At 59.4% G+C, this 14,563-nt stretch carries 15 protein-coding genes; 14 read left to right on the top strand and 1 reads right to left on the bottom strand.

Features of this window, described 5'->3' with window-relative positions; all coding sequences use genetic code 11:
• Nucleotides 1-195 precede the first annotated feature (195 nt).
• The 12 genes from ASD36_RS15700 (at nt 196) to ASD36_RS15645 (ending at nt 8,479) form a co-directional block, all read left to right on the top strand.
• Entirely contained in the window at nt 196-540 is a 345-nt protein-coding gene (locus tag ASD36_RS15700) for a hypothetical protein (RefSeq protein ID WP_060505378.1), read from the top strand.
• Nucleotides 541-549: 9 nt separating this feature from the next.
• A complete protein-coding gene (locus ASD36_RS15695; RefSeq protein ID WP_060505379.1) occupies nt 550-819 on the top strand; it encodes a hypothetical protein in 270 nt (89 codons plus the stop codon).
• Nucleotides 820-1,021: 202 nt separating this feature from the next.
• A complete protein-coding gene (locus ASD36_RS15690; RefSeq protein ID WP_060505380.1) occupies nt 1,022-1,609 on the top strand; it encodes an FkbM family methyltransferase in 588 nt (195 codons plus the stop codon).
• Nucleotides 1,610-1,695: 86 nt separating this feature from the next.
• Nucleotides 1,696-1,905 carry a glycosyl hydrolase 108 family protein gene (locus tag ASD36_RS15685; RefSeq protein ID WP_060505381.1) on the top strand — a complete coding sequence of 70 codons (210 nt, stop codon included), beginning with the start codon at nt 1,696-1,698 and terminating at the stop codon, nt 1,903-1,905.
• Nucleotides 1,906-1,965: 60 nt separating this feature from the next.
• The gene (locus tag ASD36_RS15680; RefSeq protein ID WP_060641736.1) at nt 1,966-2,445 is read left to right on the top strand and encodes a hypothetical protein; all 480 of its coding nucleotides are present in this window, start codon (nt 1,966-1,968) and stop codon (nt 2,443-2,445) included.
• Nucleotides 2,442-2,969 (top strand): 3TM-type holin, encoded by a 528-nt coding sequence (locus ASD36_RS15675; RefSeq protein WP_060505383.1) that lies wholly within the window; start codon nt 2,442-2,444, stop codon nt 2,967-2,969. The genes ASD36_RS15680 and ASD36_RS15675 overlap by 4 nt, the downstream gene beginning before the upstream one ends.
• Complete coding sequence (locus ASD36_RS15670; protein ID WP_156393873.1) at nt 2,962-3,465, top strand: hypothetical protein; 504 nt, start codon at nt 2,962-2,964, stop codon at nt 3,463-3,465. Before ASD36_RS15675 ends, ASD36_RS15670 begins: the two co-directional genes overlap by 8 nt.
• Nucleotides 3,465-3,758 (top strand): hypothetical protein, encoded by a 294-nt coding sequence (locus ASD36_RS15665; protein WP_060505385.1) that lies wholly within the window; start codon nt 3,465-3,467, stop codon nt 3,756-3,758. The genes ASD36_RS15670 and ASD36_RS15665 overlap by 1 nt, the downstream gene beginning before the upstream one ends.
• Nucleotides 3,759-3,913: 155 nt before the next feature.
• Nucleotides 3,914-5,269, top strand: a complete 1,356-nt coding sequence (gene glmU / locus ASD36_RS15660; RefSeq protein WP_060505386.1) for a bifunctional UDP-N-acetylglucosamine diphosphorylase/glucosamine-1-phosphate N-acetyltransferase GlmU — start codon at nt 3,914-3,916, stop codon at nt 5,267-5,269.
• A gap of 158 nt (nt 5,270-5,427) precedes the next feature.
• Nucleotides 5,428-7,254, top strand: coding sequence for a glutamine--fructose-6-phosphate transaminase (isomerizing) (glmS, locus tag ASD36_RS15655; protein WP_060505387.1), 1,827 nt, complete (start codon nt 5,428-5,430; stop codon nt 7,252-7,254).
• On the top strand, nt 7,251-7,772 hold the full coding sequence (locus ASD36_RS15650) for an N-acetyltransferase (protein WP_060505388.1): 522 nt from the start codon (nt 7,251-7,253) through the stop codon (nt 7,770-7,772). The genes glmS and ASD36_RS15650 overlap by 4 nt, the downstream gene beginning before the upstream one ends.
• Nucleotides 7,769-8,479: a DUF502 domain-containing protein gene (locus tag ASD36_RS15645; protein WP_060511055.1), complete on the top strand. Its 711-nt coding sequence runs from the start codon at nt 7,769-7,771 to the stop codon at nt 8,477-8,479. Before ASD36_RS15650 ends, ASD36_RS15645 begins: the two co-directional genes overlap by 4 nt.
• Here the strand turns inward: ASD36_RS15645 and recG are convergent.
• Entirely contained in the window at nt 8,466-10,568 is a 2,103-nt protein-coding gene (gene recG / locus ASD36_RS15640) for an ATP-dependent DNA helicase RecG (RefSeq protein ID WP_060505390.1), read from the bottom strand. The genes ASD36_RS15645 and recG overlap by 14 nt on opposite strands.
• 118 nt (nt 10,569-10,686) lie before the next feature.
• On the opposite strand from recG, the gene ASD36_RS15635 reads away from it, so the two are divergent.
• Both ASD36_RS15635 and mfd read left to right on the top strand, forming a co-directional pair.
• Nucleotides 10,687-11,001 (top strand): succinate dehydrogenase assembly factor 2, encoded by a 315-nt coding sequence (locus tag ASD36_RS15635; RefSeq protein ID WP_060505391.1) that lies wholly within the window; start codon nt 10,687-10,689, stop codon nt 10,999-11,001.
• Nucleotides 11,001-14,507 (top strand): transcription-repair coupling factor, encoded by a 3,507-nt coding sequence (gene mfd, locus ASD36_RS15630; protein WP_060511053.1) that lies wholly within the window; start codon nt 11,001-11,003, stop codon nt 14,505-14,507. Before ASD36_RS15635 ends, mfd begins: the two co-directional genes overlap by 1 nt.
• The last annotated feature ends 56 nt before the right edge of the window (nt 14,508-14,563 follow it).

Below are 14,563 nucleotides of genomic sequence, written 5' to 3'. Positions count from 1 at the left end.
CCCGGCCGTCGGAGCCATCAAACGCGGTCATTTCCCGCTTATGACAGGATCGGGTTTTATCGGGGTTAACATGGCGGCTCGCGCAAGAATTATGTTCTGTGCAATATCTTCGCTCTCTTCAACGTTAACACAGGTAAAACTTCGATCGGTGTGCGTACTGCTACGGACGCGGTGACGACTGCAGGAGATCTGTATGTGGGCGATGGCGGCAATCCGTTGGCCCTGGGGCGGGTAGGTTCCATCAATGCGGTAACTGGCAACCCCGGCCTGGATTTGCAGGTTTCGGGCGCATCGAAGATGTTTCTCAGTACGGATGGCCTCAACTACGGTCAGGTAATGACCTCTGGGGCCTATGACCTCCTCCTGGGGACGAACGCTGCCGAGAAGTTTCGCATCAAAAATGCGCCGGGCAATGGCCTCGGTCTGAAGATGGGCGTGCCAGCAAACTCCTACGCAAATGATGCAGCAGCGGCAGCAGCCAGCGTTGCTGTGGGTGAATTCTATCGAAATGGATCAGCAATCCAGCAAAGAGTGGCATAAGGAGCCAATATGAAAACCATCTCTTTCCCCTCGGACAAATCCGACGAATTTAAGGGGATGCTAAAATCACTAGTTGTCGCTTCTCCTGACCACGGTTATTCGATCGATCAGGTCAGAACCGGTATCAAGGTGTTGGATGTGATCGAGGCGGCAGATCACGCTCTTACATTAGAGGACGCTGAATGCGGCTTTGTCACTTGGCGCGTTGGCGAGGTGAAGTGGCGACTTATTTCGAATGAAATCATTGCCTTCGTGGATGCAGTCAACAACCCTACCTAGCCATTCCCTGCGGGCCAGAGAGGGCGGCGGCGAAGAAATTTCCTCGAAGAAGGGTTAGGTAAGAATAAAACCTCTATCAGGAGCTTGACCGATATTTACACTACATGCGAGGGTTATCCAAGTTTGCAACTTATGGGGGGGATTCAACTTGCAGCCGTGTTTTTCGTGGGAAGGGGAGGACATTGTTGCCAATAAAATCCTCATGGACACATTCGGGATCGAAACCGGATATTACCTTGACGTCGGGGCTCATCACCCTTTCAACCTTTCAAATACAGCATACTTTTACCGGAAGGGCTGGCGCGGCCTGAACGTTGATGCGATGCCGGGTGCGATGGACGAATTCCATGCACTTCGCCCCGAGGATACGAATATCGAAGCTGGCGTTTCCGACGAGCCGGGAAGCCTGCTGTTCTCGATCTTCACTGACCCGGGCCTGAATGGTTTCCTCAGTGAAAAGGATGTGCAGCACCACCTCAACAATGGACAAGTGCTCGTAGAGCAAAAGACGATTGAGTGTCGCACCGTCAATGACATCATCGAGACCCATGCCAAGCAGCCGATTGATCTGATGAGCATCGACGTGGAAGGTCTGGATTATCGGATCATCCGAAGCATGGCGGAGAAACATCGGCCGAAAATGATCATCACAGAAACGCTCGGCTATCCCGATGTCGTGAGTGTTCTTTCCAGTCCAATCTATGGATTGATGACAGCGAGGGACTACGCGTTCGTGTCCCGGTTGGACTTCTCTTGCATCTTTATCGATAGGCGCGCGCTCCGCCGGTAACGGGGAGCATTTCGCTTTACGCGGCCCGCACTTGACGCAACCCGAAAGGCTCTAGGCTTCAGCATCGACCATGCTGGAGCTTTTTTATGTCCGACCGCTTTGAAATCTGCCAGTCCATCACCGGCGCCTGGGAGGGCGGATGGAGCAATCACAAGGCCGACCCGGGCGGCAAGACGATGTACGGCGTCACAGAAACCCGCTGGCACGAGTACCAGGACAAGATGGGGTGGAAACGTACCCCTGTCCGTCTGATCACGCGCGACCAGGCGCTGAAATTTTACCGCTCCGAATTCTAGGACAAGATCAACGGCGATCAGCTTTTTCCCGGTGTGGATCTCTCCACTCATGATGCGTCGGTGAATTCCGGCGTTTCGCGCGGTCTCAAATGGCTGAAGGCCGCGTCTGGCAGTAACGATCATTCTGTCACAGTGAAAAAGATCTGCCGGGCGCGTCTCTCGTTCATGCAGTCTTTGAAGATCTGGAAAACCTTCGGCAAAGGCTGGGGCCGCCGCGTGGCGGATATTGAGGTTCGGGGCGTTGCCATGGCGCTTGCGGCGATGGGTGCCACACCCGGCCGGATCCAGGCTGATGCGAGGAGCGAAGCGGCAGCGGCGAAGACAGCGGCGGGATCGGCCGACAGGGCCGCAAAGACGACTGCGACAGGTGCCGCAGGATCCGCCGGCGCGCCCGTCATCGATCCCTCGGCTGTCGATGCCTCGGCGCTCTGGGTCCTCGGCGGCCTGGCGGTGGTGCTGGCGATCGCCGCCGTGTTGCTCGTCATTCGCCAAAGGGCTGCGACGGCCCGGGCCGAAGCATACGCGGGAGTGGCCGCATGAGCGCGATCCTCACATCCATTCTGATCGACGTTGCCGCAAAAGTCGGCGCACCGCTCGTTAAGCGGATTCTGCAGGAGAAAGTCGGCGGCGTTGCCGGCGATCTCGGCGGAACGGTGATCGACGCGATCGCGACAAGGGCGGGCGTTCCTCCGGAGGAATTGCCAAGTTTGCCTGCTCCGCGGATTGAGGCGGCCGTGGCGGCCGTGGAGGCGGAGACGCCGGAGCTGGTCCTGGCCTATAACGACCGGCAGCGGATGGCCAACGAGCTGATGCTTGCCGAAATGAACAAGGAGACCGGCTTTGGCTGGCTTTGGCGTCCGGCCGGCATGTGGTTGATGCTTGCCTGTGTAGCCTGGTACGTCGTCTTGCGGCCGCTGGTGAACGCGACGCTAGCGGCCCTGGGTAGCCGGGTGGCCGTTGATCTGGGGATCGATATGCCTACCTTCCTCACGATCTTCATGACCTATTCCGGCCTCTATATGGGCGGCAACACGGTTATCCGGGCGGTGAAAAAAGATGGCTGAGCCTAATCGTGCTTTGGGATACGTGAAGGAGTTCGGTTCGCTGATCAACACCTGCCTGCTGGTGGCTGGTGCGCTAGGCTTGATCTGGAAAGGCGGCGGCTACATGGAGGCCACCGATCGCGGCATCGAGGGCAATGCCCAGGCGATCACCGCTCTTTCGGTATCGGTGACCAAGGCGCTCGCTGATCTGCTCGCCGACGAAAACAAATGGCGCGAAAGCCATCTGCAAATGCACACCGATCGCAACGGAGAGGTTCGCGAGCGGGAAGGGGCCATTAACGCCCGCCTGGTGGCGATCGAGCAAAATGCAGAGGCGGACGGCCGTAAGGTCGATAACGCGATCTACCGCGTCCAGGTGCTCGAACAGGGGCGTGTCGGCGACAGTGCGGCGATCCGCGAAGTCCAGAAGTCGGTCACCGATCTTGCTGGCGACATGAAGGTGGTGCGGGAATTGCTGCAGCGCCAGTCCAACAACGCGACAAGGGAGACACGTTGATGCCCGTCAAGTCATTTACTGCTGATGCGGAATGGAATGTTGGATTGCAAGGGCAGACGGATGCGGGGTACCGCACGTTGTCCTACTCTGGCAGCCTTGGCGGCGGAACGCTGCAGATCCTTTCGCAAGTTTCCGACGGAGATAAAACCGCTCTTCCGGACACGAAATTGACTGTCGCCAAGGTCGATAGCAATGGCGATATTATTCGCCAACTCGTGTTCAGGACATCGGGTAATATCTTCGTCACGCTCACTGGATCGACAGCGCCGACAGCCAAAGTCAGCGTACAGTGACAGGCACCGCTCGCCAACGCAGGTAGGCGCCAACGCAAGTCATGACATTTTGCTAACTATTTGTTTTTACTTGTTTTGGTAAGAACTTCCTGTTATGTAGCGGGCGGAATCGTGCCGGTTTCGAAACTGGCAGCCACCAAAGCGGGAGAACGTGAATGAAGCGCACATGCCTGGCGATTGTCTTGGCGGCGGGAGAAAGCACCCGGATGAAGTCGTCCATGTCGAAGGTGCTGCACCCGGTCGCCGGCCGGCCGATGATTGCGCATGTGGTGGAATCTCTGGTCAACGCTTCGATTTCCTCCGTGGCGCTTGTCCTTGGCCGTGATGCCGAAGCGGTTCAAGCCGCTGCCGCCCGCAACGATATCGACACGGCAGCATTTCTCCAGACCGAACGCCTCGGGACGGGCCATGCCGTTCTTGCGGCAAAGGAAGCCATCGCGAAGGGCTATGACGATATTCTCGTCGTGTTCGGCGATACCCCTCTGATCACGGCGGCGCCGCTTCTGGCCGCACGTCAGGGGCTGGCCGACGGCAACGATGTTGTCGTAATAGGCTTTCAGACCGCTGATCCCACCGGTTACGGCAGGCTCATCGTCGAGGATGGCGCGCTTGTGGCGATCCGCGAGCAGAAGGATGCGAGCGAGGACGAACGAAAGATCACCTATTGCAACGGTGGCCTGATGGCGATCAACGGTGCCAAGGCGCTGGAATTGCTTGGTAAGATCGGCAATGCCAATGCCAAGGGCGAATACTACCTCACCGATATCGTCGAAATCGTTCGCGCCAAAGGCGGCAAGGCAATCGCCGTTGAGGCACCGGAGACGGAACTGACCGGCTGTAACAACCGGGCGGAACTGGCCGCGATCGAGGCTATCTGGCAGAAACGCCGCCGTCACGAGATGATGGTCTCCGGTGTTTCGATGATCGCGCCGGAAACCGTTTTCCTGGCCTTTGATACGCAAATTGCACAGGATGTCCTGATCGAGCCGAACGTCGTCTTCGGTCCGGGCGTCACCATTGAAAGTGGCGCTGTGATCCATGCTTTCTCGCATCTCGAAGGTGCGCATGTCGGAGCAGAGGCAGCCGTCGGTCCCTACGCGCGGCTGCGCCCGGGCGCCAATCTCGGCCCGGATTCGAAGGTCGGCAATTTCTGCGAGGTGAAGAAGGCCGAGATCGGCGCCGGGGCCAAGGTCAATCATCTGACTTATATCGGCGACGCATTCGTCGGCGAGAAAACCAATATCGGCGCAGGCACGATCACCTGCAACTATGATGGCGTCAACAAGCACATCACCCGCATCGGTGCGAACGCCTTTATCGGCTCGAATTCGTCGCTGGTGGCGCCGGTATCGGTGGGGGATGGCGCACTTGTTGCTTCTGGCAGCGTCATTACCGAAGATGTACCCTCGGACGCGGTCGCTTTCGGGCGCGCGCGCCAGGAGATCAAGCCTGGGCGGGCGAAAATCCTGCGTGAGCGCTATCAGGCGGAAAAGGCTGCCAAAAAGAAGTAGCCTGCCGTCGCGCCACGGTTAAAGCCTGAAACCGAAAGTGAGGTTCGGGCCGATTGCGCATTTTTGGAAATTCGATACCAAGGCGGCATCTGAAGAATGAATTTGGATCGGCGTCACGCCTGTCCCGGTCTCACGAAAAAATTGCGGAGAAGAGATATATGTGCGGCATCGTCGGTATCGTTGGAAACCAGCCCGTCTCCGAGCGTCTTGTCGATGCGCTGAAGCGGCTCGAATATCGCGGTTATGATTCCGCCGGCGTCGCGACGATCCATGACGGTGTGCTCGAGCGCCGCCGTGCCGAAGGCAAGCTGGTCAACCTTGAAACCAGGCTGCGCGGCGAGCCGCTGGCCGGCCAGACCGGCATTGCCCACACACGATGGGCAACGCATGGCGCCCCCACAGAAAACAATGCCCATCCGCATTTCACTGACGGCGTGGCTGTCGTCCATAATGGCATCATCGAGAATTTTTCCGAATTGAAGGACGAGCTTGCCGCTGCCGGCGCGACCTTCAAGACGCAAACCGACACCGAGGTCGTCGCACAATTGCTGGCGAAGCTGATCCGCGACGGCATGAGCCACAGGGACGCCATGCAGGCGATGCTGCGACGTGTGACTGGCGCCTATGCTCTGGCCGTCATCTTTCAGGATGCGCCGGACACGATTATGGCCGCCCGCAGCGGCCCGCCGCTTGCTGTCGGTTTCGGCAAGGGTGAAATGTTCCTCGGTTCCGACGCCATAGCGCTGTCGCCGTTCACCAACGAAATCACCTATCTGATCGATGGCGATTGGGCCGTCCTGACAGCTACCAGTATCGAAATCCTTGATCACAGCGGTAATCCGGTGTCGCGTCCGCGTCAGGTGTCGGTTGCCGCAGCCTATATGGTCGACAAGGGCAATCACCGGCATTTCATGGAAAAAGAAATCTACGAGCAGCCCGAGGTGATTTCGCACGCGCTCGGTCACTACGTCGATTTCATTGAGAACAAGGTCAATCCGATCGCCGCCGCGATCGATTTTGCCAAGGTGCCGAGCCTTGCCATCTCGGCTTGCGGCACCGCCTATCTCGCCGGCCTGGTCGGCAAATACTGGTTCGAACGTTATGCCCGCCTGCCGGTCGAAATCGACGTGGCTTCGGAATTCCGTTACCGCGATATCCCGCTGTCGCCGCAATCGGCGGCACTCTTCATCTCCCAGTCCGGCGAAACTGCCGACACGCTGGCTTCGCTGCGCTATTGCAAGGAAAACGGCCTGAAGATCGGCGCCGTCGTCAACGTCAAGGAATCGACCATCGCGCGGGAATCCGACGCGATCTTCCCGATCATGGCCGGCCCGGAAATCGGTGTTGCCTCGACCAAAGCCTTTACCTGCCAGCTGTCCGTGCTCGCAGCTCTTGCCATCGGCGCCGGTCGGGCGCGCGGAACGGTCTCTGAGGCCGAGGAAAAGGTCCTCGTCCGCAGCCTGGCCGAAATGCCGCGCATCATGGGCAAGGTGCTTAACAGCATCCAGCCGACGATCGAAAGCCTGTCGCGCGAATTGTCGAAGTGCAAGGACGTGCTCTATCTCGGCCGCGGCACCAGCTATCCGCTGGCGATGGAAGGCGCGCTGAAGCTCAAGGAAATTTCCTACATTCACGCCGAGGGCTATGCGGCAGGTGAGTTGAAACATGGCCCGATCGCGCTGATCGATGAGAATATGCCGGTTATCGTCATCGCGCCGCATGACCGCTTCTTCGAAAAGACGGTGTCGAACATGCAGGAAGTCGCCGCACGCGGCGGCCGCATCATCTTCATCACCGACGAGAAGGGCGCCGCCGCCTCCAAGCTCGAGACGATGAGCACGATCGTGCTGCCGAATGTCGATGAAATCATCGCACCGATGATCTTCTCGCTGCCGATCCAGCTGCTAGCCTATCATACGGCCGTCTTCATGGGCACCGACGTCGATCAGCCGCGCAATCTGGCCAAATCGGTCACGGTGGAATGATCATACGGCCAGAAAGTCCGACTGATATCCCAGCCATCCGTGATGTTACGATCGCGGCCTTCAGGGATCATCCGCACAGCGACCAGACAGAACACCTGATCGTTGATCGCTTGCGCCAGGCGGGTGCTTTGAGCATTTCGCTGGTGGCAGTGGTGGATGACGAAATTGTCGGCCATATCGCCTTTTCGCCGGTCGAACTGTCCGATGGTTCGAAGGGCTGGTTCGGGCTCGGTCCGGTATCGGTCGTGCCTCAATACCAGGGGCGGGGCATCGGAGGCGCCCTGATCCGCCAAGGGCTGGACATGTTGCGAGATCAGGGAGCGGCCGGCTGCGTCGTCATGGGCGATCCGGATTTATACCGGAAATTTGAGTTCCGTAACGATCCTCGGTTTGTCCTCAAGGATTGTGCGCCGCAATATTTCTTGGTGCAGCCCTTGTCCTCACGTCAGGCGTCCGGCACAGTAAACTATAACGCGGCATTTTACGCTGGCGGCGATGGGCAAGACGGAGTGGCATGACAGACAAACCGGTACGTGGGTTTTTCGCCACGCGGTTGAGGAATTATTTCCTGACCGGTCTGATCATCTGTGCGCCGCTCGCGATTACTGCCTGGATCACCTGGTCGTTCATTCTCTGGGCCGATAGCTGGGTCAAACCCTACCTGCCATTCGATTATAACCCGGACAATTTTCTGCCGTATCCGGTGCCCGGCTTTGGCTTGCTGACAGCATTGATGCTGATAACGCTGGTCGGCTTCTTCACCGCCAACCTCATTGGCCGCAGCGTCGTTGGTTTCGGTGAATCACTGCTTGTCCGCACGCCGCTGGTCCGCTCGATCTACAAGGGCCTGAAGCAGATTTTCCAGACGGTGCTGCAGGATCAGTCGAATTCCTTCAAGAAGGCAGGGCTGATCGAATATCCAAGCCCTGGTCTCTGGGCGCTGGTGTTCATTGCGACGGATGCCAAGGGCGAGATAGCGGTGAAATTTACCGAACGCGGCCTCGACATGGTTGCCGTCTTCCTGCCACCGACGCCGGTACCAACCGCCGGATTCCTGATTTTCGTACCGCGTGAAAAAATTGTGCCGCTCGATATGAGCCCGGAAGATGCTGCCAAGCTGCTTCTGTCGGGTGGGTTGGTCTCGCCCGAATATCTGCCGAAAACTCTGGCAGTCCCGCAGCAGGAAACACCCGCAAAACGCGGCAAGACGCTTAGCCGGCCCTGAGAAAACGGATCGCTTCGTCGCGGCGATGCAGATAGAGCAGAGTTCGCAATGCTTCACCCCGTTCAGTCGTCAGGTCGGGATCCCGCTCGATGACATACGCGGCATCCTTGCGGGCAATTTCCAACAGATCGCCATGCGCTTCCAGGCTGGCGATGCGGAAACCCGGTGTTCCGGACTGCCGCGTGCCAAGCAATTCACCTTCGCCGCGCAGTTTCAGATCCTCTTCGGCGATCAGGAAACCGTCTTCTGTTTCCCGTAGAATCGACAGGCGTGCGCGGCCGTTCTCGCTGAGTGGTCCCTTGTAGAGCAGGATGCAGGTCGAGGCTTCATCACCGCGTCCGACACGGCCGCGCAGCTGATGCAACTGAGCCAGCCCGAACCGTTCCGCATGCTCGATCACCATGATCGTTGCGTCCGGCACATCGACCCCGACCTCGACGACAGTGGTGGCAACAAGAAGCCGGATCTCGCCATTCTTGAAGGCGAGCATCACCGCATCCTTTTCCGCGCCGTTCATGCGTCCATGCACGAGGCCGACATTCGGGCCGAACTGCTTGTCGAGGCTCTGGAAGCGCTCATCGGCAGACATCAGGTCGGAAGCTTCCGATTCCTCGACCAGCGGGCATATCCAGTAGGCTTTCTTGCCTTCGGCCAGCGCGGTGCGCAACCGGTCGACGATTTCACCGGTGCGTTCGGTCGATACCGTCACGGTCTGGATCGGCTTTCGCCCCGCCGGCTTTTCGGTAAGTTTCGAGACGTCCATGTCGCCGAATGCGGCGAGAACCAGCGTGCGTGGGATGGGAGTTGCTGTCATGACCAGCATATGCGGGGAAATGCCCTTGGCCGTCAGCCGCAGGCGCTGGTGCACACCGAAGCGGTGTTGTTCATCGACGACCGCAAGCAGAAGATTGTTATAGACGACGGTGTCCTGGAACAGCGCATGCGTGCCGATGACAATCTGCGTTTCGCCGGATGCGATGCGTTCCAGAATGGCGTCGCGCTCGCGGCCCTTGGTGCGGCCGGTCAGGACGTCGATGGTTACACCGGCAGGTGCCGCCATCTTCGACAGTGTTGCAAAATGCTGGCGTGCGAGAATTTCGGTCGGTGCCATCAGCACGGCCTGACCGCCAGCCTCGACGGCAGCTAGCATCGACATCAGCGCCACCGCGGTTTTTCCAGAGCCGACGTCGCCTTGCAGCAGCCGCAGCATGCGTTCTGTGCCCGCTATGTCCTTCAGCACTTCGCCGATTGCTGTCTCCTGGCTGCCGGTCAGCGAAAACGGCAGGGCTGCAAGCACCGGCTTGCTGAGTTTTCCCGTTGCGTGAACCGGTATTCCGGCAACCTTGCGCAGCCGCTGACGCACCAGCGACAGCGAGAGCTGTCCGGCGAGGAATTCGTCATAGGCAAGCCGCCGGCGGGCGGGCGCCTGTGGATCGAGATCGGTGCCATCGCGCGGATCGTGCAAGGCGAGGAAACAATCACGCGCAGACTGAAAGCCCTGTTTCTGCATCAGGGCTTCTTCAATCCATTCTGGAAAGTCCGGAATGCGAGGCAGGGCCGCCTCGATCGCCTTGCGCAGAATACGGGCAGATAAGCCTGCGGTCATCGGATAGACGGGCTCGACCAGCGGCAGGTTTTCAGCCTCCGTTGCCCGCACCATGTAATCCGGATGAACCATCGATGGACGACCATTGAACCAATCGACCTTGCCACTGACGGTGATGGTCTCGTCCACCGGCAGCGCCTTTTCCAGCCAGTTTCCCTTGACCCGGAAGAAGGTCAGCGCCAGTTCGCCGGTATCATCATGAAGGAAGACGCGGTAGGGCTGGCTGGTGCGCGGCGGTGGTGGCTGATGCCGATCAACCCGGCCGGTAATGGTGACGATGACGCCTTGGGGGGCGCGCGCAATACCGGGCTGATGACGCCGGTCGATCAATGAATGCGGGGCGTGAAAGACAAGGTCGATCACCCGGCAATCGTCAATACTTTCTCGGCCAAGCAGCCGCGCATAGAGTTCGCCGGCTTTCGGGCCGATGCCGGGAAGCGAGTTGAGCGGAGCAAAAAGCGGATCGAGAAGGGCAGGGCGCATGCGGGGCAGACTGAAACTAGGATTAGGTCTTTGGCAAGGCTGACATTTATCTTTTCAGCGTTTATAGAGCCATAGCGAAACGCCGCCTTTCGCGAAGCGGTGGCAGGAAGGACTTTTCATGACCGGCATCACACGCACCAGCGCCGATCTCGATCCGCGCCGCAAACGGATTCTTTTCCGCGCCTGGCACCGGGGAGTGCGCGAGATGGATCTGGTTTTCGGACAGTTCGCCGATAATGAGCTTGCTGATCTGGCAGAGACCGAGCTCGACGAGCTCGAAACGATCATGGGCGAAGAGGACACCGACTTGCTCAAGTGGGTGCTTGGATCGCAGCCGGTACCGGAGCGCTATCGCACGCCATTGTTCAATCGGATCGTGTCCTATCGCCCCGATTTTGATGTGCTGCTTGCCGACAAGGACAAAAACGCCTGATGATCGCCGGTTTTGACCCCAAGAAAGTTGCCCGCGCCACCCGCGAGCTGACCATCGGCCCGGTTCCGGCCGGGGTGGAACCGCTGATCCTTGCCGAGCTTGCCCGCGCCAATGGCCCGGTCGCCTATATTCTGTCTGACGGTCAGCGCATCGCCGATGTCGAGCAGATGCTGGGTTTCGCCGCCCCTGATATTCCCGTCTTGACCCTGCCGGGTTGGGACTGCCTGCCCTATGACCGCGTGTCCCCCAGTGCCGACACGTCAGCGCGGCGCCTGGCAACGCTGAGCGGCCTGATCGCGCACGCGAAAAAACCGCATCCGGCCATCGTGCTCGTCACTGTCAATGCTGCCCTGCAGAAGATGGCGCCGCAGGATATCATCGAAAATCTCGCCTTTTCGGCGCGCCCGGGTGCGATTATCCGCATGGACGATATCGCCGCCCGGCTTGGCCGCAATGGCTTCGAGCGCGTCGCCACGGTTCGCGAGGTCGGCGAATATGCGGTGCGGGGCGGCATTCTCGATGTCTTCGTCCCCGGCAATGATGAGCCGGTGCGGTTGGATTTCTTTGGCGATACCCTGGAAAGCATCCGCTCGTTCGATCCGGCCAGCCAGCGCACCACCGGCAAGGCGCGTTCGCTCGATCTCAACCCGATGAGCGAGGTATCGCTGACGCCGGAAACGATCAGCCATTTCCGCACGCAGTACCTGTCGATGTTCGGCGCGGCCACCCGCGATGACGCGCTTTATCTGGCGGTTTCCGAAGGCCGCCGTTATGCCGGCATGGAACATTGGTTGCCATTGTTCTACGACACGCTCGATACCGTGTTCGATTATCTCGCTGGCTTCCATATCGTCACCGATCATGTTGTTCGCGAAGCCGCTGCCGAGCGGTCCAAGCTGGTTCAGGATTATTACGAGGCCCGCCAGTCGTCGGCCTCGCCGGGAAAATCGCAGATTTCGCAGGGCACGCCCTACAAGCCGGTGCCGCCGGAGATGCTGTATCTCAGTGCCGAGGCGTTCAATGCCGCCTTGGTGTCGCGCAATGCGGTGCGTCTGTCGCCGTTCAGCGAACACGAAGGCGAAGCGCGCCAGGTGATCACCGTCGACGCACGTCTCGGCGTCCGCTGGGCGAAAAACGCCACGGAATCGACCAGCGACGCCGAGCGCGTCAACGTCTTCGATCAGGCCGTCAAATATATCGCCGACCGTCGCGCCAAGGGCGCCAGGGTGCTGATATCAGCGTGGTCGGAGGGATCGCTTGACCGTCTGTTGCAGGTGCTGGCCGAACACGGTCTTGCCTATATCAAGCCGGTCAAGGCGCTGTCCGAAGTCAACAGCCTGAAACCCGGAGAAGCCGCATCCGCTGTCCTCAGTCTCGAAAGCGGCTTTGAAACGGGCAATCTGGTTGTCATCGGCGAGCAGGATATCCTCGGCGACCGCATGGTGCGCCGCTCGAAGCGCCGCAAGCGCGGTGCCGATTTCATCGCGGAAGTGGCTGGTCTGGATGAGGGCAGCATTGTCGTGCACGCCGAACATGGCATCGGCCGGTTTATCGGCCTGCGCACCATTGAGGCCGCCGGTGCCCCGCATGCCTGTCTTGAGCTGGTCTATGCCGATGAAGCAAAACTGTTCCTACCGGTCGAAAACATCGAGCTTCTGTCGCGCTATGGCTCGGAAGGCAGCGATGCCGTGCTCGACAAGCTCGGCGGCGTTGCCTGGCAGGCGCGCAAGGCCAAGCTGAAAAAACGCCTGCTCGACATGGCGGGCGGTCTGATCCGCATCGCCGCCGAACGTCTGACGCGTCATGCGCCGGTTTTGACGACGCCGGAAGGGCTTTACGACGAGTTTGCTGCCCGCTTCCCCTACGACGAGACCGAAGATCAGCTGACGTCGATCGAATCCGTGCGCGACGACCTTGGTGCTGGCCGTCCAATGGACCGGCTCGTCTGCGGTGACGTTGGTTTCGGCAAGACCGAAGTCGCGCTGCGTGCCGCCTTCATCGCTGCGATGAACGGCGTTCAGGTGGCGGTGGTCGTGCCAACGACGCTGCTTGCCCGCCAGCATTTCAAGTCATTCAGCGAGCGTTTTCGCGGACTGCCGGTGCGGATTGCCCAGGCCTCCCGTCTTGTCGGCTCAAAGGAACTGGCGCTGACCAAGAAGGAAGTGGCGGACGGCAAGACCGATATCGTCGTCGGCACGCATGCGCTGCTCGGCGCCTCGATCAATTTTGCCAATCTCGGCCTGTTGATCATCGACGAAGAGCAGCATTTCGGCGTCAAGCACAAGGAACGGCTGAAAGAGCTGAAATCCGATGTACACGTGCTGACGCTGTCGGCAACGCCGATCCCGCGCACGCTGCAACTGGCACTGACGGGCGTTCGCGAACTGTCGTTGATCACCACGGCGCCGGTCGATCGCATGGCAGTGCGCACGTTCATTTCGCCGTTCGATGCGCTGGTGATCCGCGAAACATTGATGCGCGAACATTATCGCGGCGGCCAGAGTTTTTACGTCTGCCCACGATTGGCCGATCTCTCGGAGATCCACGACTTCCTCAAGTCGGATGTGCCGGAACTGAAAGTCGCCGTCGCCCATGGCCAGATGCCTGCGACCGAACTCGAGGACATCATGAACGCCTTCTATGAAGGCCGCTACGATGTTCTCCTGTCGACGACGATCGTCGAATCCGGCCTTGACGTGCCGACGGCCAATACGCTGATCGTGCACCGCGCTGATATGTTCGGCCTGGCGCAGCTCTATCAGCTCCGCGGCCGCGTTGGCCGTTCCAAGGTCCGCGCCTTTGCTTTGTTCACGCTGCCGGTCAACCGGACGCTGACCGGCATGGCGGAACGCCGCCTCAAGGTGCTGCAGTCTCTGGATACGTTGGGGGCAGGTTTCCAGTTGGCAAGCCACGACCTCGATATCCGCGGTGCAGGAAATCTGTTGGGTGACGAGCAGTCAGGGCATATCAAGGAGGTCGGCTTCGAGCTTTACCAGCAGATGCTGGAAGAGGCGGTGGCCGAGCTGAAGGGTGACGAAGAGATCGCCGATAGCGGCTGGTCGCCGCAGATTTCCGTTGGCACGCCGGTAATGATCCCCGACGAGTATGTGCCGGACCTGCATCTTCGCCTTGGCCTTTACCGCCGCCTCGGCGAAATTACCGAGCTTTCCGATATTGATGCGTTTGGCGCGGAATTGATTGACCGGTTCGGTCCACTGCCGCTGGAAGTCCAGCATCTGTTGAAGATCGTCTATATCAAGTCGCTCTGCCGCACCGCCAATGTCGAAAAACTCGATGCCGGCCCGAAGGGGGTCGTCGTGCAGTTCCGCAATCGCGAATTCCCCAATCCGGGCGCGCTGGTGGGCTACATTGCCAAGCAGGGCATCATGGCGAAGATTCGCCCGGATCACAGCATCTTCTTCCAGCGTGATTTCCCAACGCCGGAAAAGCGGCTGGCAGGCTCAGCGGTCGTGATGACGCAGCTGGCCGGTCTGGCAAAAAGTTGATCGCAAACAAAAGCCGCGCAAAATTCTGCGCGGCTTTTTGCTGTGCGGATTAGGCC

The organism is Rhizobium sp. Root1334 (genome assembly GCF_001426665.1).
In the GTDB taxonomy this organism is placed as follows: Bacteria; Pseudomonadota; Alphaproteobacteria; order Rhizobiales; family Rhizobiaceae; genus Pararhizobium.
The sequence above is the reverse complement of the archived record's forward strand: the minus strand, read 5'-3'. Positions and strand labels throughout refer to the sequence as shown.